This is a genomic window from Salmonirosea aquatica (assembly GCF_009296315.1).
GTDB lineage: Bacteria > Bacteroidota > Bacteroidia > Cytophagales > Spirosomataceae > Salmonirosea > Salmonirosea aquatica.
Genome location: NZ_WHLY01000002.1, coordinates 5,396,665 through 5,417,595 on the forward strand (window position 1 = coordinate 5,396,665; position 20,931 = coordinate 5,417,595).

18 protein-coding genes and 1 pseudogene are annotated in these 20,931 nt (G+C 52.0%); 9 read left to right on the plus strand and 10 right to left on the minus strand.

What is annotated here, in order from left to right:
• Positions 1-221 precede the first annotated feature (221 nt).
• The gene (locus tag GBK04_RS23240) at positions 222-1,415 is read left to right on the plus strand and encodes a hypothetical protein (protein WP_152763861.1); all 1,194 of its coding nucleotides are present in this window, start codon (positions 222-224) and stop codon (positions 1,413-1,415) included.
• A 178-nt stretch (positions 1,416-1,593) separates the two neighbouring features.
• Here the strand turns inward: GBK04_RS23240 and GBK04_RS23245 are convergent, their stop codons facing one another.
• Positions 1,594-2,694, minus strand: a complete 1,101-nt coding sequence (locus tag GBK04_RS23245) for an amidohydrolase family protein (RefSeq protein ID WP_373331257.1) — start codon at positions 2,692-2,694, stop codon at positions 1,594-1,596.
• 165 nt (positions 2,695-2,859) lie between these two features.
• On the opposite strand from GBK04_RS23245, the gene GBK04_RS23250 reads away from it, so the two are divergent.
• The 5 genes from GBK04_RS23250 to GBK04_RS23270 all read left to right on the plus strand — a co-directional run bounded on the left by GBK04_RS23250 (position 2,860) and on the right by GBK04_RS23270 (position 6,785).
• Positions 2,860-3,597 (plus strand): class I SAM-dependent methyltransferase, encoded by a 738-nt coding sequence (locus GBK04_RS23250; RefSeq protein ID WP_152763863.1) that lies wholly within the window; start codon positions 2,860-2,862, stop codon positions 3,595-3,597.
• Positions 3,598-3,684: 87 nt separating this feature from the next.
• Entirely contained in the window at positions 3,685-4,473 is a 789-nt protein-coding gene (locus GBK04_RS23255; RefSeq protein WP_373331258.1) for a hypothetical protein, read from the plus strand.
• Positions 4,474-4,491: 18 nt separating this feature from the next.
• Complete coding sequence (locus GBK04_RS23260) at positions 4,492-6,024, plus strand: alkaline phosphatase family protein (protein ID WP_152763865.1); 1,533 nt, start codon at positions 4,492-4,494, stop codon at positions 6,022-6,024.
• A 183-nt stretch (positions 6,025-6,207) separates the two neighbouring features.
• Complete coding sequence (locus tag GBK04_RS23265; protein WP_152763867.1) at positions 6,208-6,435, plus strand: DUF433 domain-containing protein; 228 nt, start codon at positions 6,208-6,210, stop codon at positions 6,433-6,435.
• A 2-nt stretch (positions 6,436-6,437) separates the two neighbouring features.
• Positions 6,438-6,785, plus strand: a complete 348-nt coding sequence (locus GBK04_RS23270) for a DUF5615 family PIN-like protein (RefSeq protein WP_152763869.1) — start codon at positions 6,438-6,440, stop codon at positions 6,783-6,785.
• A 122-nt stretch (positions 6,786-6,907) separates the two neighbouring features.
• On the opposite strand, the gene GBK04_RS23275 is transcribed toward GBK04_RS23270, so the two are convergent.
• From GBK04_RS23275 to GBK04_RS23285, 3 genes are all read right to left on the minus strand, one after another.
• Positions 6,908-7,771: a sugar phosphate isomerase/epimerase family protein gene (locus GBK04_RS23275; RefSeq protein WP_152763871.1), complete on the minus strand. Its 864-nt coding sequence runs from the start codon at positions 7,769-7,771 to the stop codon at positions 6,908-6,910.
• 191 nt (positions 7,772-7,962) lie between these two features.
• Positions 7,963-8,385: a T9SS type A sorting domain-containing protein gene (locus GBK04_RS23280; protein ID WP_152763873.1), complete on the minus strand. Its 423-nt coding sequence runs from the start codon at positions 8,383-8,385 to the stop codon at positions 7,963-7,965.
• 127 nt (positions 8,386-8,512) lie between these two features.
• The gene (locus GBK04_RS23285) at positions 8,513-10,171 is read right to left on the minus strand and encodes a M28 family metallopeptidase (RefSeq protein WP_152763875.1); all 1,659 of its coding nucleotides are present in this window, start codon (positions 10,169-10,171) and stop codon (positions 8,513-8,515) included.
• A gap of 217 nt (positions 10,172-10,388) precedes the next feature.
• Between GBK04_RS23285 and GBK04_RS23290 the strand changes: the two genes are divergently transcribed.
• Together GBK04_RS23290 and GBK04_RS23295 are read left to right on the plus strand one after the other, a co-directional pair.
• Entirely contained in the window at positions 10,389-13,457 is a 3,069-nt protein-coding gene (locus GBK04_RS23290; RefSeq protein WP_152763877.1) for a VPS10 domain-containing protein, read from the plus strand.
• Positions 13,458-13,530: 73 nt separating this feature from the next.
• Positions 13,531-13,920, plus strand: coding sequence for a hypothetical protein (locus GBK04_RS23295; protein ID WP_152763879.1), 390 nt, complete (start codon positions 13,531-13,533; stop codon positions 13,918-13,920).
• A 70-nt stretch (positions 13,921-13,990) separates the two neighbouring features.
• Here the strand turns inward: GBK04_RS23295 and GBK04_RS23300 are convergent, their stop codons facing one another.
• From GBK04_RS23300 to GBK04_RS23310, 3 genes are all read right to left on the minus strand, one after another.
• Positions 13,991-14,749 (minus strand): M48 family metalloprotease, encoded by a 759-nt coding sequence (locus tag GBK04_RS23300; protein ID WP_152763881.1) that lies wholly within the window; start codon positions 14,747-14,749, stop codon positions 13,991-13,993.
• 334 nt (positions 14,750-15,083) lie between these two features.
• Complete coding sequence (locus GBK04_RS23305) at positions 15,084-18,263, minus strand: MFS transporter (protein WP_152763882.1); 3,180 nt, start codon at positions 18,261-18,263, stop codon at positions 15,084-15,086.
• A 78-nt stretch (positions 18,264-18,341) separates the two neighbouring features.
• On the minus strand, positions 18,342-19,229 hold the full coding sequence (locus tag GBK04_RS23310; RefSeq protein WP_152763884.1) for a lysophospholipid acyltransferase family protein: 888 nt from the start codon (positions 19,227-19,229) through the stop codon (positions 18,342-18,344).
• Between the two features lie 78 nt (positions 19,230-19,307).
• Here GBK04_RS23310 and GBK04_RS30985 point away from each other — a divergent pair, with 78 nt between their 5' ends.
• A complete protein-coding gene (locus tag GBK04_RS30985) occupies positions 19,308-19,463 on the plus strand; it encodes a hypothetical protein (protein WP_373331259.1) in 156 nt (51 codons plus the stop codon).
• 34 nt (positions 19,464-19,497) lie between these two features.
• Here GBK04_RS30985 and ppgK read toward each other — a convergent pair whose 3' ends face one another.
• From ppgK to GBK04_RS23325, 3 genes and pseudogenes are all read right to left on the minus strand, one after another.
• Entirely contained in the window at positions 19,498-20,262 is a 765-nt protein-coding gene (ppgK, locus tag GBK04_RS23315; protein WP_152763886.1) for a polyphosphate--glucose phosphotransferase, read from the minus strand.
• A gap of 155 nt (positions 20,263-20,417) precedes the next feature.
• The gene (locus GBK04_RS23320; RefSeq protein WP_373331260.1) at positions 20,418-20,606 is read right to left on the minus strand and encodes a hypothetical protein; all 189 of its coding nucleotides are present in this window, start codon (positions 20,604-20,606) and stop codon (positions 20,418-20,420) included.
• Positions 20,607-20,672: 66 nt separating this feature from the next.
• A pseudogene (locus GBK04_RS23325) lies at positions 20,673-20,828 on the minus strand (winged helix-turn-helix domain-containing protein); the annotation flags it as partial.
• Positions 20,829-20,931 lie beyond the last annotated feature (103 nt).

Genomic DNA, 20,931 nt, shown 5'->3' on the forward strand with positions numbered 1-20,931 from the left:
TGTATAGATTTATGCTGTTCTAGTCTATCAAATATTATTGCTCAACTTAATTAAAAATGTTAGGAATGCAACAATTCTTATAGCGTAGCCAATGGTGAAGGATTGCCTATAAGAATTAAAATATAAGTTATTAGGTATCAAAAATCAGCAAAATATGATATTTTAAGTCTGTTTAAAAATTCACAAGTTCTCTTATTATATTGACTAATAAATTTGATATTATGAAAAAAAGATTAACCGTGTTAGTCCTCTTATTAAGCATTAAATGCTTTGCAGCTCCTAAAAAAGTAAAGATTTCAAATGCATCTGATACAATATTAAAAGCATGTGTATATGTAAGTACTACTGCTGATGATTTAGGATTGGCTGCAGGTGAATTTAAATCCCTTTCAATTGGTGAGATGTTCGTTTATGAATATGATTATAAAAATGGAAGGTTTATACATACAGTTGTTTTTTTAAAGAATGATGATAAAATTATTGTCAGCTCTTATCAAGCATCATCTTCGGATCCAAAAGAAGTAACTATCAACATTACAAAACCGAATCAAAAACAAGTTGATAGGCCTGAGGTAGATAGAATGAGGAGACTCATAGATGACGAAATTGTTAATTTTTCAAAAACATATGTATCTACTATTAGAGTTGATGGCGATGCAAGTTTAGGGCTTCAAGAGTATTTAGGAGCTATTGCTGTTATTGATACTGCACAAAAAGATATGCGCAAAGCTGTTAAACTGCTTTATACAGCAAGACAACTAGAAATATCGGAAACTCCTCCTCTGAGTGGAAGAAATTTTCAAGAAACATACAAAATCACAAAAGAATTTGCAGGCGAAGCTGGTGTATCTGTGCCTGGGGCATTTTCATCAGGTATAAATTTTTCTCATGGGGACATGCAGGAGATTACATTATCGTGTAAGACTATAGGAAACGTACTTCTTCCTACAAGGCCAGGTATTACACCAATTGGGACGCTTTTAGACTTTGATGAAAAAAATGTAGAAAATGTTGTTGGTACAATCACGGCAACTTTAGACTCATGTAATACTTGTATACTTCAACAAATTCAAGGCTTACTAGCCCACTCTGGATTGGCAGTAAACGTAAAAAGATTTAAAAAATCTAATATTGCCTTTACTTCAAGTGCTTCAAATGTTGTTACCGCAAATGGAACATATGTTTATGAAAACGGCTATGATTATTTTGATCTGATTTCGGCAAGAGTGATTGCTATTGGTCTTACTGGGATAAACTTAAAAACAAATTTTGCTCAAACTGTGGTTGAAAAACTAAAAGTCAAGAAAAATGAACTTGACAACCTAGTTAATAATCAACAATTGAACGTTGACAGACTAAAAGCTCAACTAAAAGAAATCACAGACTTAATTTCAAAATTAGAAACTTACAAATGAGCAACTGTGGTCATCCCGCTAACCCTGATCTGCAATCGGGACGATGGCCCGCTGACGTTGCATCTTGCCGCGTCTGTAACGCGATCTGCGTACAAGTGGGCCATCTACATTCACACTCAAAGTCAGAATTTTCATAAGTCATTGAAGCAGGAAGTAGCTCCCATGCATCCACTTCCCCCTACCTCATAATCCGCCGAGCATTGTCCGAATAGATTTTTTTCAGGGTGGCCTTGTTGAGATCGAGTCCGTGCAGGGGCCAATGGTAGGAGAAGCGCCCGTGCTCGTAAAAATGCTCATCGGCTGATTCCAGAATCCGGAAGGTGATGCGGTACATGGACGACTCGTTGCCCATGTCAGTACCGTAGACAATCCGGTTGGCGTATTTTTCCATGAAGGCTTTGGCGAAGCGGGGTATCGGCGAAAACTCCCCGTAGCGGGCCGCCACATCGGCGTACAGGTTGGGGTAGGCATCAAACAGCCGTCCCAACTTCCCCAAATCGGAATTGCAATTGGCGAGGTGGCAGGCAATGAACGTGGTACCGGGGTTGTCGCGCACAGCATGTTCCAGCGTAGCGACCAACTGATCGTGATCCAGGATGCCCGGCTTGGTCATGTCTACATTCCATTTGGCCGCATTCATCAGGCCGTCGTTGGTCGAGTCGGGCTTTTGGTACATCCATTCGTCTTCGGAAACGTGGATGCTCACGGGCATCCGCAGTTCGGCGCACTTGGCGAGCAGCGGTTTCATGCGGGGATCGTCGATGTGCATCCCGTAGCCGGGGGTAGGTTTGGAATACAACTCACCCAGTCCCTTATCGCCCAATTCGCCCACGCCTTTGGCCCCTTTTGCGTGGCAACGCACCAGTTCGGCCACGGCGCGCTGCGCCCAATCCGGCTTGTCGGCATCGGTATAGTTGAACCCGCACCAGACCTCAAATCGGTCGGGGTAGCGGGCGTACTTCTGCGCGATCGCATCAAAAGCCGCCCCCGTGGCGTAGGTGAGTACCATGGATTTGGCAATACCTACCTCATCCATGGTTTTTACCCATTCGTCCACTTCCTGGTCGTTTTTTGGATAATCGTGCGCGTGAAAATCCACGACGGGGTATCTGGCTTTGGGTACGGTGGTTTTGGGAATATTGTAAATGGAATTGGGCCGGTAATCCTTCAATTTGAGGGTAGCGGCTACCTGCGCCCAACCAGGGAAAAATCCCAGCAGGAGTCCGGTCACCAGAAATAGGGACACTAATTTTCGACCTGATTTCATTTCGTGCATCATGGGGGTAGGTAGCTTGGGAGCAGTTAGGTTTACAAAACTTAAAATCAGAAAACGGTCAATCCTACTAGCGGGCGGCATGCGGATTATGAATCCGTTGGATAAGAGGTACCCGCCCGCCGATGCTCCGGAAGGTAGAAATCGGGAATCGTGTTTTTTTAATTTGCTATGAAAGACAACTTCTCCACCGGTTCCGATCAATACGCCCAATTCCGCCCAACCTACCCTCAGGCGGTGTTTGCGTATCTGTCGACTCTGACCGAAAACAAGGGTCGCGCCTGGGACTGCGGTACCGGCAATGGTCAGGTAGCCGTAGAATTGGCAAAAACGTTTGCGGAAGTATTTGCGACGGATTTCAGCCAGTCCCAGATCGGGCAGGCGGTGCTGCGGGAAAATATCGAATATTCCGTGCAGCGGGCGGAGCAAACCAATTTTCCGGATGATTTTTTTGACCTCATCACGGTAGCCCAGGCGATTCACTGGTTCGATTTTGAGCCTTTTTACCAGGAAGTCCGCCGCACGGCCAAGCCCGGTGCCCTGCTGGTCGTGCTGGGGTACGGGTTGTTAAAAATTTCGAAAAACGTCGATGCCGTAATCGATCATTTTTATCACCACATCGTGGGTAGCTTTTGGGATAAGGAAAGACGCTACATCGATGAAAACTACCAGTCCATTCCGTTCCCTTTTCCGGAGCTCAAGGTACCCGCTTTTTCCAATACCCTCGTCTGGTCGCTGGATCATCTGCTGGGGTACCTGTCTACCTGGTCGGCGGTCAGGCATTTCATCGCGGCCCACGGATATGATCCCCTGGACGAGCTTCGACCCGAGCTGGCGGTAGCCTGGGGTAGCCAATCCGTTCAAGACGTACACTTTCCTATTTTAGTGCGAATTGGTAGAATTCAGTAGATCAGCAGAATTTAACTATACCGTAAAATCGAATCGCGATTCGTTTAGTACTTTTAGAATTTAAATCCTTCGCTCTTTCAAATTGGTATGATTCGAAAGCTTTACTTTCTTCTGCTGTCTCCGTTCTTTTTATTTAACGCCCATGCTCAGTCCGGGAGCCGGGAATTTCAGGTCGAAGAAGCCAAACAGGCCGTGGCGGTGGATGCGACGCACTTCTATGTAATCAACAACAGCACCATCCGCAAGTACCTGAAAAATTCCGGGGAATTGGTGGCTTCCTGGGATGGTACCTCGCAGGGCATCGTGCACCTGAACAGCGGGGTGGTGATCAAGGGCAAACTCTACTGCGCCAACTCCAACTACCCCGATCAGCCCATGACCAGCTCAGTTGAAATATTTGATACCCGTACTCTGCAACACACAAGTACCCATAGCTTCGGGATCGCCCAGCACGGTTCCCTTACCTGGCTGGATCAGAAAGACGGGTACTGGTATGTGGGTTTTGCCGAGTATAGCGGTCGTAATGCCAGCGCGGGGCGGGATGGCCGCTGGACTAGCCTGGTCAAATACGGCCGGGACTGGCGGCAGCTCGAAGCCTGGGTGTACCCCAAAAACCTCCTCGACCGCTTTGCGCCCATGAGCAATTCGGGGGGTACCTGGGGGCAGGATGGTCTGCTCTATATTACTGGACACGATCATCCGGAGGTCTATGTGCTCCAACTACCTAGATCTGGCTATACCCTGGACTATATAAAAACCATCCCTCTACCCATCGCCGGGCAGGGCATTGCCATGGACCGTGCCGTAAAAAACAAGCGGGTACTCTGGGGTATCAACCGCGCCAAACGTACCGTAATTCGCACCGAACTGGAATGACCAACCCAAAACGTCTGTATGAAAAAACTACTTCCTACCTTTTGTCTGAGTCTCCTGTTGGGCGGATTCTTGTCCCTGTCGGGTTACGGACAGACTACCCCGACCCGGCATAAAACCCTGCTCGTTTTTTTTGACGGACTGCGGCCCGATTATATCACTTCCGAATTGATGCCCAATCTCTTTGCCTTTAAGCAAAAGGCCAGCGTGGGCCAGCGGCACCACAGCGTTTTCCCTACCGTGACGCGGGTCAATTCGGCTTCCTACGCTACGGGCTCGTATCCGGGTACCCACGGGATTCTGGGCAATTCGGTGTATTTTCCTCAGGTCAATAAAACCAAAAGCGTGGGTACTACCTACGGCGACCTGACCAAAATTGCCGGGGCCATCGACGGTCCGCTGCTGACCGCCGTTTCATTGGGCGAAGTGCTTCAATCGGCGGGTGAGCGCATGATGGTGTTCAGTTCGGGTACCACCGGACAGGCCTATTTGCAAAATTATACCGTCAGCGGCGGGGCGATTATCAACCCGGACCTGATCCTGCCCGAATCCTTCAAACCGCAGGTACTGGCCGACCTCGGGGCTGTTGCAACCGCCGGAGAGGAGGACGAAAACCGCCACGCCTGGATTACTGATGCCTACCTCAAATACGGCCTCGACGCGCAGGGACCGCTGGTGAGCGCAATCTGGTACTCCGATCCCGACGGAGCCGCACACAGCCACGGCATCGGTTCGCCGGAAGCCGTGCGGGCCATTCATTTCGTGGATGCGCAGTTTGGAAGGATTTTGGAGGCTCTGAAAGCCAGGGAATTGTCTGATTCAATCAATATTCTCATTTCCGCCGATCATGGATTTGTGACGCATGTCGGCAAGCAAAATCTCACGGATTTTCTGATTGCGCAGAGGTTGAAAAAAGACAAGGAATCGGACGATGTGGTGGTGGCCGAAGGCGCTATTTACGTAAAAGATCACGAACCCGAAGCCATAAAGAAAATCGTCGCCGCGCTGCAAAAGGAAGAATGGATGGGCGCGATTTTCACCCAGGCCCGACCGGATGACGCGATTCAGGGCTGGGTGGATGGTACCCTTTCCTTCGCGACCATTCATTACAACCACCCGACCCGCGTGGGAGATATTCTGGTCGCCCCCAACTGGAACGACGATAAAAATGCCCAGGGCTACGCGGGCACCGACTTTTCGGGCGGTGTGGCCGGGCACGGCGGATCGAGCCCCTACGAAATCAACATCGCCCTGCTGGCGCGTGGCCCCGATTTCAAAGCGTCGGTGGCAGGTACCCTACCTACCTCCAACGTGGACCTGGCCCCCACAATTTTGAGTATCTACGACCTACCCGTACCGGCTACCATGGAGGGCCGGGTGATGGGGGAGTTTCTAAAAAAGAAAACCCCATCCGCCGGAAAACTCGTGCAGGAAACCCGTAAAACGGAGGTAACCTACCCCTGGGGTACCTACACCCTCACGCTGCAACGCTCGGTACTGGGGCCATATCAGTACGTGGATTATACGCGGGTGGAGCGGAAATTGGGGAAGTGAGAATCAGCTTATCAGTTATCTTGACCGGGAGTTTTCTGAAAATAGCCCGTTTCCCTTTGCAATGCCAATCAACCGGATTTAATCGTAACAATTATTTATAAGCATTCCTGTCCATTTTGTGGAATAGAAAAGAATTGGCTCGGATATTTGTATATTTATAATCTGAGCGCAAAAACAAGAAATATGAACTACATAGATAGAATAACGGCAAATCCGGATGTGATGCTTGGTAAGCCCGTGATTAAGGGTACTCGCATTACGGTAGAATTAATTCTGCGAAAAATTACGGGTGGCTATACGTTCGACGAGATACTCCAGATGTATCCCCACATTACCAAAGATGATATTTTGGCTTCCATAGGGTATGCTGCCTCCGTGCTGGAAAGTGAAGATACCTTGCAAAGCGTCTGACTATGATTTTGGCGGACGAAGGCTTAAATGGTAATTTAGTGAAGGCACTTCGGGGCGATAGCTACGAAGTAATATGGATTAAAGAATTGAATGCGGGTATGGCCGATAAAGATATTATCGCCTTAGCCCGGAAAAACAATCAGATAATTATTACGGAAGATAAGGACTTCGGAGAATGGATTTTCGCTCATCAGCTGACTGCAACGACTATTATATTCCTTCGTTATGATAAAGAGGATTATGATGCGATCCTGGCTTTTCTCCTGACAACCCTGAAATCTCTTGAAATTGAAAAGTCAAACGAGTTTATTACAATTAATAAAAACAAAGTAAGACGTCGGAAGATGTAGGTTATTTAACGTGATCTTCGCCCTATGAATCCAAAGAAAACAGGCAGGATAGGGCGAAGATCACGAAAGCGAAATCAAATCAGGGAGCCTGATACAGGGCAGGTACCCTACCTCAACTTCAATCAAACATTCAGCTTCTTCATATTGGCGTAGCTAATCGCAATCGCTTCCAGCGGGGGCTGCTTGGTGACATCCTGCTCCACGAAGAGGTGCTTCAGGCCGGCGGTTTTGCCCGCATCCAGAATGCGCTGGAAGTCGATGGAACCCATCCCTACCTCGGCAAATTCGCGTTTTTCGGTTTTGGCCATGTCTTTCATGTGCACCAGCGGGAAGCGGCCGGGATTCTGCTTAAACAGCGCCACGGGGTCCTGCTTGGCGAAGGAGGCCCAGTACAGGTCCAGTTCCATTTTTACCAGCTTGGGATCGGTACCTTTCAGAATCATGTCGTAAGGAATCTGTCCGTCTACGGTCTGAAATTCAAAATCATGGTTGTGGTAGGCAAACTGAATCCCGGCCTTCTTGCACGTTTCGCCCGATTGGTTGAAAAGATCGACAAATTTTTTGTAGTTGTCCAGGGTACGCTCATTGGGCATGATGAAGGCACATACCATGTACTTCTGTCCGGCTTCGGCGGCATCGTCCACAATCTGGCTCCAGCCATTTTTCAATTGATCGGGCATATAGTGACCGCTGGGGGTATTCATGCCGAGACTGCTGAGGTAGGTCTTGAATTCTTTGGGCGCCATACCGAAGTATTTCCCGTCGGCATAGCCGAAAGTTTCCAGTTCGGTATAGCCAATGTCGGCCACTTTTTTCAGGGTTTCCTTGGGTTCTTTGGCCATGAGTGCCCGCAGCGTGTACAGTTGCAGGCCAATGTCTTTGGGGGGCTTGGCAAAGGAAATATTCCGCGAAAGCAGCGGCAAGGTCAGTGCCAGGGCACCGGTTTTCAGGAATTCTTTGCGGGAAATCGGATTGGGAAAAGCCATGAATACGATAGGTTTGGAGTGAAAGCGCGTCAATCAATTCGATTGAACACTAAAACGCTGATAAACTTCCAAACTTACATGATTTCAACGGAATCTTGAAAAAGAAATAAAAGGCCCGGGCTGAGTAGAATCACGATTCTACCCAGCCCGGGCCTTTTGAGTACCCTATCGGTTTCCCCGCTTCAACCCCACTAATTTCCCGCCACCAGGGTACGGGCCGGCATTTCGTAGAGGTTCAGCGTGGATAGATTTATTTCTTTGGTAATTACCTGGGCACCGTTGGTGACGACCACCGAGTATTTGCCATCCTGAATTTCCGAAAAATTGAGCTTGAAACCGGACTTCTGCTCCCTTTTTCCCATGACATCTTCAAACAGTACATGCCCTTTCTCATCAACCAACTGCACTTCCACCCGATCGCCCAGTTTTTTTTCCACCAGCACGTTCATCGTCAGGCTTTTCTGAATCCGGTACATCCCCACTTGGAAAGGTATCTTTTGGGCCGCCTGGTTTCCCTCGGTTTGGTCGCCCGGGATTGGATCTCCCGCAAAGGAAGCTTCGGTCATCAACCCGCCGCAGAGGGCGATCATCAGCACAGTTTTGAAAATTTTCATGGCTCTTGAAGATTTTAGGATTAAAAAATGATTTTCTTATCTTAAAGTCTAAAAGAGAAAGTCTGCAAAGGCTGTGTGACAGAATTTAGGGCGAGCGGTAAAATAAAAGGATGAACGGAAGGCCGTTTTATTTCTGCTTCTCCCGGATGGCCTTGAACTCCGAACCTTCTTTCCAGGCGGGCCATTTCTCTTCAAAAGCCAGCCGCTTACCTACCCGGAAAAGCAGTTTCAATTCGCTGATAGCCCCCTCCATGGTCCAGGTAGCCGGGTCGTACTCGTCGGAAGGCTGGTGGTAGCTTTTTTCGGTGTATTCATCCTGCAATTTCTGTCCGTAAGCCTTGCCTTTTCCTACCACATCCACGCCCGATTCGAGGTAGAGGGCGGGGATACCTACCTTGGCAAAATTGAAATGATCGGAACGGTAGTAGTAACCCGCTTCGGGATGTGTTTCGACGGAAATATAGCCGCCGTCCTTTTCAATGATTTCCTTCACGTATTCTTCCAGTTCCGACTGCCCTTCGCCCACCAGTACCATATCTTTAGTAGGTTCAAAACGATTCAGACCGTCCATATTGATATTGGCCACGGTTTTGGCGACCGGATAAATCGGGTTCTGGGCGTAGTAGGCCGACCCCCACAGGCCCTGCTCTTCGGCGGTTACGGCCAGGAACACCACGGTACGTTCAGGCTGGGTTTTCAGGCTTTTGAATACCCGGGCCAGTTCCAGCAGTCCGGCGGTGCCGGTGGCATTGTCCAGCGCACCATTGTAGATCGAATCGCCCGTGGCGTCGGGGGTACCGATGCCCAGGTGATCCCAGTGAGCCGTGTAGATGATGACCTCGTCGGGGCGCTGAGTGCCCACGATTTTGCCAATGACGTTGTGGGTTTTGTCATAAGTGGTTTTCACTTGCATGGTGGTACTCAATTTGATCCCCAACGGCACGGCTTTGAAGTCTTTCTTTTCCGCTTTCGCCAGCAAATCGGCTCCGTAACCGGCTGATTTCAACAGATTCATCGCCACATTTTCGGGTACCCAGCCGATTACGTCACAGTTTGGGATGTCCTTGCCCCGGTTGTCCAATTGCAACCGTGACGTATTGAAATTATTCTGCTGCACCCCGAAAGGGTACCCTGCGGCGTCGGTACGGTGGATGATGAGGCAGCCCTTCGCCCCCTGCCGGGCGGCTTCCTCAAATTTGTAGGTCCAGCGGCCGTAGTAGGTCATTTCCTTGCCTTTGAACAAAGTCGTGTCGCCCGCCCAAAAGCCGGGATCGTTGACCATCACCAGCACGACCTTGCCTTTCACGTCGAGTCCGGCGTAGTCGTTCCAGTCATATTCGGGCGCCACCACACCGTACCCGGCAAAAACGAGTTCCGATTGGTCGAGGCTGATACTAGGTTCGGTGCGATCGGTCCAGATCACGTAGTCGTCGAAGGCTTTCAGGGTCGAGGTACCCTGGGGCGACTGCACCTGCATGGTAGGGGCGGCCGTGGCTTCGATATTGACCATAGGTACCTCCTGCAGGTAGCTGTCACCGTTTCCGGGTTCCAGGCCCAGAGACTTGAACTGCTGTTGCAGGTAGGCGATGGTCTTGGTTTCGCCTTCGGTGAAGGGCATGCGGCCCATATAGTCGTCGGAGGCCAGCACGGCTACGTCTTGCTTGAGGCTGTCGGCGCTGAACGTGGAAAGACCTTCTTCGTCGGTGGCGGTGGTGTTGTCTTTAGTACCACAAGCGCTGAGAATGATTAGAAACAGAAAGGGTAGAAGTCGGGTAAAGGACTGCATAGGAAATCGGATAGAGTAGGGGAATGGTTTGTTTTTGAAAGGTACATAGAAATTTGCAAACCAGTCAAAGTGCGCCCAAGGTACCTACCACTTGGGGAAGGCATACCGTTTACTAAAATCTCCGAGTTCCGGGTACCAAACCGTCTATTTTTCAATAATTTCCGTAAGAAATTCCTTCGGGTACTTAAGGTATAGATTTGTTGATCAGTGGAACGTTATGGAAAAAATAGTCACCACCGTACTGGCCGTCATCCTGCTGCTTGTAGGCCGGGAATCTGGCTTCGCCCAGAACAAGGAAGAGCTACCCTATCACGAACTGCCGGCCATTCGGGTGAGCCAGCTGACGGTCACGGGCCAATCTCCGTCCAGCAGACAAATCAGGGTATCGGTGGCTAATTCGGCCGACGCTCCCACGGGTACCTTTGATTTATTCATAACAGCCGACGGGAAACTCATCAACCGACAGGAACTGAACCTGGGCGCGCATGCTTCGGAACGGGTTACGTACGAATGGCCGAATCCGGCTCCGGGCGAACATCTGATTCGTGTGCAGGCCGATCCGGATGAAAAATTGCACGAATCGGACCGAAGCGATAATCAAACCGAACTGTTGGTGACCAGCACAGCCAGCGGCATGCAGGTGGTAAACAAAACCGCTCCGGCTCTGCCAGCGGCCCTTGATCTTACGGTCGAAGGCGTTTCGGTGCAAGGGCACCGGTTTCAGCAGGACAAAAAACGCCTGGTCACGATCAGTTTCCGGGTTACCAATCATTCGTCGAGTGATGAAAAAAAGCCTGTCCGTACCCAGGTCGACCTGAGTTCAGAAGCCGGATTCAAAAAAACGTACAGTATTCTCACCCAGAGCCTGGGGGCGGGCCAGTCGGCTTATGTATCCTGTCCGGTTCAAAATGCCCCTGACCACTTCACGATTTCCATCAAAGCGGATGCCGATAATGCGGTGGCCGAATCGGATGAGGCCAATAATGCGGTCCAGACTTTTTATGAAAATCCAGACCCGCCCGTTGGTCGCTGGATTTCGGTGGGTCCTGACGTGATTACGGGCGTCAATAACATTGGGTACCCCTGGGCTACGGCCACCGGCAGGCTTTCGGCTATCGCTTTTCAACTGGGCTCAACCCAGGTGATGTACGTTGGTGGGCAGAGTTGCGGGGTGTGGAAGACCCTCGATGGAGGTACCAGCTGGTTTCCGTTGACCGATCAGATTTCGGTCAGCGTGGCGGCCCTGGCAACTCCGTCCCAAAATGCCAATCAGGTGTTTTGGGTCACGGCGCACCAGGGCGTTTTTCGGTCGGATGATGCGGGCCTGAGCTGGATTCAGATCAACACGCAGGACCTGAATGCCCTGGTACATGGTGGTAAACTCCTGATTCACCCCCGGGATGCCAATATTATGCTGCTCAATTCGGAGGATGGGATCTACCGTTCTACCGATGGCGGCGTGACCTGGACGTTGATGATTTCCGGGGCAGGCGCCACCGGACTGGAAATCGACCGGGCCCGGGACAGACTATACTGCGCGGTATCGAACCCGAATAATGCCGCCGTGGCGGGTATCTATGTGTCGTATGATCGGGGGGCCAACTGGCGGAAGCTAACGGGGTGTCCTGGGGGTACCCTGCCGTCGGCGGAGGGTACGCGGCGGATCAGTATCGCATTATCCGGTTCCAAAATGTACGCCAGTTTCAGGACAGCCACCGATTTTCAGCTTTACCGTACCACAAACCTGAGTTGTTCCATCGGAAGCGCGCAGGAGTCGACCTGGGAAAAGGCGTGGGGTACTACGAGTAATTTTCAGGAATTGTGGAGTGGACTTTGGGCCAATCCTTTGGATGAAAACAGCCTGTATCTGGGCGGTACCGCCTTCTGGCGCTCTACCGATCAGGGTACCTCCTTTCAGAAAGTGAGCGATTACAACACGCCCCTGGGCAGTGCCCACGCCGATCACCACGGCTTTGCGGTGTTGCCGGGGGCAGGGGGTACCGTTTTTACGCTCAACGATGGCGGAATCTATCGTTCTACCCAAAATGGAAATAAAGGTACCTGGGAACAGATCGGCAAAGGCATTGCCAACGTGGAATTTTATGATGTCGCCGACGCTTTCACCCGGTCTGATGTACTCATGGGAGGTACCCAGGACAACGGAACCATCAAGACCGAGGGTACCCTCGAGTGGAAAGCTAAAAACGGCGGCGACGGGGCCACGGTCGACATCGACGACACCGATGCCAATATCCTGTATTCGATGAATCAGTACGCATCAAGCATCCAACGGTCGACTAACGGCGGCAATAACTGGAGTAACATGTCTACGGGGTTGCCGGACGGAGCTACCTGTTTTAACATCCGCTACCATCTGCATCCCCGGAAAATGAATATCCTGTTGGCGGCCTGTACAGGCCTCTGGCGGATTACCGACCCAGCGGGTACCTGGCAAACGATATTTACGCCGACGGCAGGTTCGGTGACCTGTTCGGCCGTGGAACCCACCACCGACCTGTATCTGGCCGGTACCTCACGAGGGGGATTATTTGGGGGAATTGGGGGCACCAATTTTCAATCTCTATTCGCCCATCCTATGTCGGCCGGTATAAACGACATTGAAATAGATCCCGAGCAGGCAGGTACTGTTTTTCTGGGTTGCGCGGGCGGCTCCGTCGGCCGGGTGTACCGGTTGCAGCGGAATCCTGCCGGAACCGCGTATACGGCCCTTGATATTACGGGGAATCTGCCCACTGGGCTCACGGTTCAATGCCTCGCCGTGGACCGGATGAACCCCTACACGGTGTATGTCGGCACCAACCGGGGGGTGTACCGAGGGCAGTCGCTGGACCGCGGGCAAAGTTGGGCGTGGTCGTCCTACATGGATGGGCTGCCCCTGGCCGATGTCCGGGATTTGGAAGTACACCCGGTCACGGGCGTGATGACGGCGGGTACCTTTGGCCGAAGCATTTTCCGGGTCTACACGGGGTATCCGCTGGGTAGTGTGCTGGCGGCCAATGGCAAAATTAACTTCCTGCGGGTCCACGATGCAGGTACCAAGTTCGGTCCTCCCAACGATGTACTGGATGCCGAGGCCGTGGTGCAGCTGGATAGCCGACCGGGCCAGTATTTCGGCGTGCAACTCCGGCCCGGTCCCGCGGAAGCCAGCCATGTCTCCTCGGTCCGGTTGCTGCGGACGGCTTTTGAAGCCAACCTGCCAGTCAGTATCGATTACGTCAGGAATGGTCTTCATTCGGGTAGGATCATCCGGGTCATGTTGAAATGACGGGTAGATATTACGGTTTTGTTTCAGTCCACGGCAAAATGTTTTTTAAAACCATCATGTAAATCAGATTATTATGCGTGTTTCAAGCTTACTTTCCATCGTCGTACTGGCTGCAATGTGCATGAGCGCCAGGCCTCTCGACCTACTCAACGCTCGGGGTAGGATTACCCTGCTCAGAACCCACGATGTGGGAACAAAATACGGCCCGCCCACCGATCAAATTGACGTGGAGACGGTAATTCAGCTGGATACGAAACCCGGGATGGCCTTTGGTTTCCAGCTACGGGACGACAACCAGCGCGTGACCCGGGAAGGAATGCTCGATCTGTTACGCGATGCTTTCCGTAACAACTGGCCCGTCAGCATCGATTATATAATAACTCCACCGAAAAAAAACGGGGTAATTATCCGAGTTTGGGTGGAAAAGACGCCCGGCGCGGTGGTAGCTCCCAGTACCAATTAGCCATTAGCCAGGAAAGACGGCCCAAATCAGCCGTCTTCCCTGTTTTTAATATTTTGTTCAATTAAGTAGGTTACCGTACACCCTCCTGTTTGGCGCGGGCCCGTACCCGGGCGGCCCGGGCTTTGCTGTCGGGGTGGGTAGACAGAAACTGGGGTACCTTGCCACCACCGGCTTTGTCTAGTTTTTCAAATGACGTCGCCAGCGCCAATACACTTTGGCCGTTCCGCTTCAGGAAGGCGTAGCTGAAATCGTCGGCGTCGGTTTCCTGCTGCCGGCTGAACGACGCGCTGGCCATGTAATCGGCCAGACCGCCCAGTTCGGAACGGGATAGCTTCCCCAATACACCGTCGTTGGCGGCTACGGCATTGCGCAGGGCCGAGCGGCGCAGTGCGCTCTTGGCCGCATCGTGTGAGTCATGATTGACCACATGCCCGATTTCGTGGCCGATGATAGCCAGAATCTCCTTGTCGTTCATAATATCCATTAGACCCTGGAACACCCGGACACTGCCGTCGGCGGTGGCGAAGGCATTCACATCGGGTACCTTGTATACTTTATAATTCAGGGGGATGCCGCTTATCGTACGGTAGCGGCTCACGATGCGGTTCAGCCGTTTGGTGTAAGCGTCGCTCGCCGGGGCTACGGGATTCTTGGCGTCCATTTCTTTCACCGCTTCTTTCGAAATTTCGGCGATCTGGGCATTGGTAATGGTAGCCGACATCAGGGCGTCGATTCCGGCCTGCACTAGGTTGGGGTTAATTTGGGCCTGGGCCAGCTGTGATGCCATCAGGCCCAGAATTACGATATATAGGCTTGCTATTTTTTTCATGATTTCAGTCAGATTCGTTTCTACTAAAATGAAAATTCAATCGAGTTGATTCTTTGTTTGGAACTCATAACTCGATAAAAGTTTAATGCCACTCCGGACGAACGGGTAGATGGTTTTTAAAGAAATACTACATATCGGATTGACTGTCAAGCAATTATTTTCCTTGCAAACCTTGCTTCCTGACCTTCCACAATTCTGCATTTAAGTCGGGCGTACCCATAAACCGGTAGGGCAAGGGAGTAGGGGCCAGATACCCGTTTCTGGTGAGGTATCTAAGTGAATTAAGGGGTAGTGATAAGTATGTGTCGTTCAATCAGCCACTTCGCAGGTACCCCTAGGCCGAAAGCCGTTCGGCCTGGCGCAGGCGATCGTTCTGGCGGCGGATGCGTTTGCACAGAATGCTGAGGACGCTTTTCAGTAGTTCGCTACGCTCTTCCATCAAATCATAAAAATCGTCCTGGTCGATACGGAAAAGGAGGGTATCTTCGGCGATGACAGCCGAAGCGGAGCGGGTTTCGGCGTCGAGCAATGCCAGTTCGCCAAAAATATCGTTGGCACCAAACTGGGCCAGTTTGGTTTTGCCATCGAAGATTTCCACCGTACCCGAGTAGATCACATACATGCAGGTACCCAGCTCACCTTTCTCAAACAGCACTTCCCCCAACTCACACGATTGCTCGACGATAATAGGGACGATGGCCGCCAGAACATTTTCGGGGGTATTTTCAAAAAGCTGACTGCGTTTCAGCACCATCACTTTTTCCAGGGGAGAAACCACACCGGTGGTAGGATGTGTATGCATGGTCGTATTTTTTGGGTAAGGTAAGTCGATTTCAACGGCTTTCTCTTCAAAAGTCTTGCGGAGCAATGCATCGGGGTGATCGGCGTAAGGTACCAGGAGCGCACTCTGCTTTTCAGGGGTAGCGCGGATGGCTTGTACAAGGGTCCATTCACTGAACTTGGTTACGCCACCCTCCAGCAGATAGCTGAGCAGGGGCCGGGGGGCGACCTGACGGCAGACGGTTTTGGTCAACACAGTCCGTTTTTGTTCCGGAGTATTTTCTTCCAACAGGGCGTGCAGGGCCAGGTACTCGTTGCGGGGAATGATATTATCCAGGATTTCGATGGCATTGGCGCGCTTTTCCTTGGAGGTATGTTCTACGTTGAGCATGGCGTTCTCGACCATTCTACTGTCGTACTGAAGCATCATCAGGTAAAAAATCCGTCGGATGCTTTCGTTGATTTCAAACGTGAGGCTGCTTTCAAAGGCCGCTCCCCATGCCTCGTTCATTCCGCCCAGCATTTGGTAAATATGGTCGAATTCCTGCTGAAGGTACCCCCCCATGTCAGCCGCGGAAGTCGCGGGGGTATCCAGTCGCGTCAGCGCGCGCAGGGCGGCGGTGCGGGTACGAAGGCGTTCACTGTCCAGCAACTCCAGCAGGATTTGCCGGGTTTGGGAAGTACGGTAGCGCTCACAGCCCTGCGCCACAAAATGAATCAGGTGGGGCTGGCCGCTTTCATTGATTTTACGAATCCAGGCTAGCCCAGGTACCCCCGATTTGAGGAGGGCCAGCACCGCCTGCTTGTCGAAGGCACGGTCAGCGGTGAGACTGTAAAGTTGCTCCGCGAGTTGTGGTGAGGGAATGACCGCTGCAACCGAAATGGCCTTCTCGACCAGGACGGCCGAGCCGCTTTGCAAGCACCGGAGCACAAAGGGCTGGTAGCTCGGATCAGCCACGGCTTCGATAATGGCGAGGGCCGTTTGCTGACTTTGAAGATCGTTCGATTCGGTCAGTGCACGCAAGGCCGCCCGGGCCCGGGCGGCCAGGTGTTCGTTGTGCCAGCCGCCGATAACGATTCCCTGGACCAGACTGAGGTCGTCCGAATCGATAAAATCATGCACCAGGTTTTCGGGAAGGGTACCCTGGCGGCTGGCAATGAGCCCGTACAGCGGCCGGTTGGCGGCAGCCTCTTCGCGTTGTGCCAGTGCGTAGAGTTCCGTCGGATCGTAGGGGGTACCCAGTCGCGCCAGGATTTGCAGGGTCTGTTGGCGGACCGCGTCGGAAGGATGGTGCAGCAATGCGTCGTAGTGCTCGCCCAGGGAGTCGGGCTGGTGGGTGGCCAGCCAGTTCAGCGCAAACAGTACATCGCTGGGGGTTTGGCTGCCGAGGCTTTTCAGGATTACCGACTCGGCATTGTGCTGGAATACCAGATCATTTTCGCTCAGAAAACGTTTGCTGAGGGCGTTTTTCAACGCCAGCAGGTAGTGCCCGTATGCTTTTATTAAAAAATAGAGGGCTATTATGGCAAACCCCGCAATGAACAGGAACGCACCCGCCGCCGGATGCAGGTGGCTGAAGTAAGCAACTAGGGTAATAAGCCCCGTAATCGCCATGCCCAGCGGTTCGTAGAAACCCTTGGCCAGGGTGTGGGCCTTCAGGCGCTGGTGCAGGAAAAGGGGCTGAAACATGACCAGAAAAACCGGATCGTAGGTGGTTTTGCGCGTAATTTCGAAAAAAATGTACAACCCGCTGAACATATTGAGCAGCACCACTTCCTCGGTGGTAAGAAACGAAGCGAAGTACAGCCCCAGTGAAGCCACGATCGTGGTAAGGGGCAGGAAAATCAGAACATTACGTAAACCAAAACGGTCGATGACGCGGCTTGACAGCAGCAGCTTGATCAGGGTGGCCGCTCCGAACGCCAGGCTGAGCAGGTAGCCGATGTACTGCATCACATCGTCTTGGTCGTGGTACTTGTGCTTGACGTTGAAAAAGAAACTGTATTCGATGAAAATGGCCGCCGCCGATACAAACACCAACCCCATGCACAGGTAGAACACCAGCCAGCTACCCCCGAACAACCGATCGATCAGGGCCGGATGGGTTGTAGTGGAAATCCGGCGTTTGACGGCGTGGTGGTCGGGTACATTCGTGTAGCGGAATGTCAGCGACTGCATGAGGTAGGCCAGCAAAAAGGCCCCAGATGCCACCCACAGCAGAATGTAGAGGGAGTAGGACGAGTGGATAAGCACGGCCAGCAAGGCCCCGATGGCTTTGGCAGGCAAATCGCCGGAACCGATAATGCCAAAGATACGGCGGCTCTGCCGCACGTCGAATACCAGAGCCGACAGGCCCCAGAACTCCAGACTTGTCAGCAAATAGATCGTCCGGTACCCTACCATGAGTGCTACCGCTATTACCAAAGGAGGCAGCACGTGCAGACCGGCCGACAGCAAGATCACCAGGCCTACGATCACCAGCATCAGGTTCTGGATGAGTTTTTTCAGAGCCAGGTGATGCTCGTAGTGCTCGTACACTTTCCCGGCCAGCATGCAGCCGCCCGCCGCCAGAAAATAGGCCAGGGGCAGCGAGAGGTCGGGATTGTTTTGCAGCAGGAGCACCGTAGCGCACACATACACCAGAATGGTGCCAATGCTGATGAAAAAATTATGCAGGAAAAAAAGTACCAGGCTGACGGTATTCTTTTCAGGCTTCGTGGTAAGGGATTCCAATCGTAAAGGCGTTGATAGGGCAAACGGCGGTAATTTACGACCTCCCGGCCACTATTCAAACGCTGACGGTGCGGATCGCTAGGAAATGGGACGCAGCCCGGGCCGGCGATGCTTCCAGCGGCGGTGGCTCCACAGCCAGTTAAAGGGCTGAGCGTTAATGTCAGCCTCGAGCATGCGGATTTGCTTTTCCAGAATTTCATTTTTGCCCAGCGATTTGCAGGCATCGGTCACCAGCGAAATCTCTACGTGATAGTACCCGCGCCGCGCGGTATCCCGGCTGAAATCGGCGTAAAGTACCGTCAGGTCGTTCCGTCGGGCCAGGATCTCGGCGCCTCGAAAAAAGCACGTGTCCTGGTGCAGAAAAGGTGTCCAGTAGGCCGAATCGGGCTGCGGGGATTGGTCATTGGCCAGCACTACCACATAGGGGCGGTCGCGGGGTTGCCTGAGTTCGGCGGCTATGTCGTCCATCGGCACAAGCCGGGAACCAAAGCGGGTGCGGAGGCGCAAAAACCACTGGTCAAAGATTGAATCCTTCAACGGCCGGTACACGACCAGACATTGGTGGTCGAAGCGAAGGGAGGCATACAGGTTAGCCATTTCCCAATTGCCCCGGTGGCCCATCAGAAACAGAATATTCTTATTCTCGGCGAACAGGCGGTCTACCAGGCTGATATCGCCCTGAATCCGTTCCAGAATATCCTCAGGGGGACAGCTACGGCATTTGATGGTTTCGAGGATCAGGTCCGTGAAATGTCGGTAGAAGCGGTGGGCCGTGCTTTGAATCTCAGGTTCCGTTTTGGCAGGAAAACTGTTGCTGAGGTTTTGCAGGATCACTTTTTTTCGGTACCCTACCACCCTGAATAATATAAAATTAAGAGCCGAAGAAATGCGGAACGTGTTCTTCCAGGAAAGCCGCGACAGGGTATTCAGCAATCGGATGAAGTACGAGGTGTATGGTTTTGCCATGCGCGTAGAGGTAGAAATCACCGGCGCCTGACGAATGATCCCGTAATAAACTGAGTTATACCATCAACGAAAAAAAAGATGAAAACAATGGAATGCCCCTCCTGCGCCATGGATATCGACGCCCGGAGTGAAACCTGTCCGATCTGTGGCTATGAATTCCCCCGGCAGAGCCGCTGGATTCAGCTGGTTGCCGTCCTGCTGGTCCTCCTGTTTCTGTATCTGATTATATTTTAAAACGTTACGGGCTCAGAATACTTCACTTCTACCTTTAGGAAGTAGGAGTCCTGAACTCCGAACTGAGCGAGTACCCTGCCATTGCCGCCCCGATAATGCCGGCCTCGTTCCGGGTTTCGGCCACCAGGATGGGTACATCGATGGTCAGTACATCCTGAAATTTATGGTATTTCTTACTGGCACCTCCACCCAGAATTATGAGATCGGGCGAGAATAAACGCACAACATGGTGGAGAAACACATCCAGCCGTTTACCCCATTTTTTGTAGCTGAGCTCCTTGCGCTTACGGGCGGCGTCGGAGGCAAAATACTCGATCGGCTTGCCATTGGTGTAGAGCAAACGGCCCAGCTCGAAATTGGGCAGTAGATGGCCGTTGTAAAAGACCCCCGAACCGATTCCCGTCCCCAGCGTCAGTACGAATACCAGGCCCGACTTGTCGCGCCCTGCCCCAAGGTGCATCTCCGCCAGGCCGGCGGCATCGGCGTCGTTGATAACCCGGAAGGGTAGTCCGGTAGCGCGCCGGAAGAGTTCTTCGATATGTACCCCCACCCACTCGGGGTCCATGTTGCTATGACCCCGGGCAATGCCCTTGTCGATAACGGTTGGGAAGCCGCAACCCACGGGGCCCTGCCACGCAAAATGCTCCACGATTTCTTTGATTGCCTCCGCGACCAGGGCGGGTTTCGAGGGAGAAGGCGTGGGGAGGCGGTAGCGTTCGGTGGTGAGGTGGCCTGTTTCTATATTGACCGGGGCACCTTTGATACCTGAACCTCCGATGTCAATACCTAGTACTTCCATGCCTGTTATGTCTTGGGTTTAGCGGTTGTCATCGAGCCGGGAGAAGATGAGCATTCGCTCAAGCCAAATCCCGCGGCCAAATATACATAAATAACCCAATTTCTGACAAAAGCAATGGACAGGTCCTGGTTCCGGAGGACCTAAGGTACCCATGTTCAGTCTTTGGCAAAATAGACGCTGATCGTATGTACCTCCCGTACCCACCGTGCCTGTTTCTTGTCCTGTGGGGCGATGAACCGGAATGTTCCTTGACCGGTAGGCAGGGGCTGGCCGTCTTTCTCCGTGGCCATGAGCACCACCTGGTTCGTAAATTCGGGATCGATTTCGGGAAGGGAATATACCACTTCGTAACCCGATGAGCAGGTACTTGGTTAGGTTTTTGCCCCGCAACCCGCACCGGTCGTAACATCGGCTTTTTTGTAGGATAGCCCCATCGCTTTGGCGGCCTGGGCCATCGAGCCCGTTGCCTGGATGTGTTGCAAAAGCTCCATGCGTCCCGGTCCGAAAAATTTCGTATCGTCAATATACACCCAATGGCGCATCCGGATTTCAATCTGTTTTTCCATTGGATTCTACATGGACTTTTTTACGAAAAGAACATAAACGTTTGGGCTGGCACGGAAATTTTGATGGTCGGATCAGTGAAATACCAGTCCAATCTAAACCACC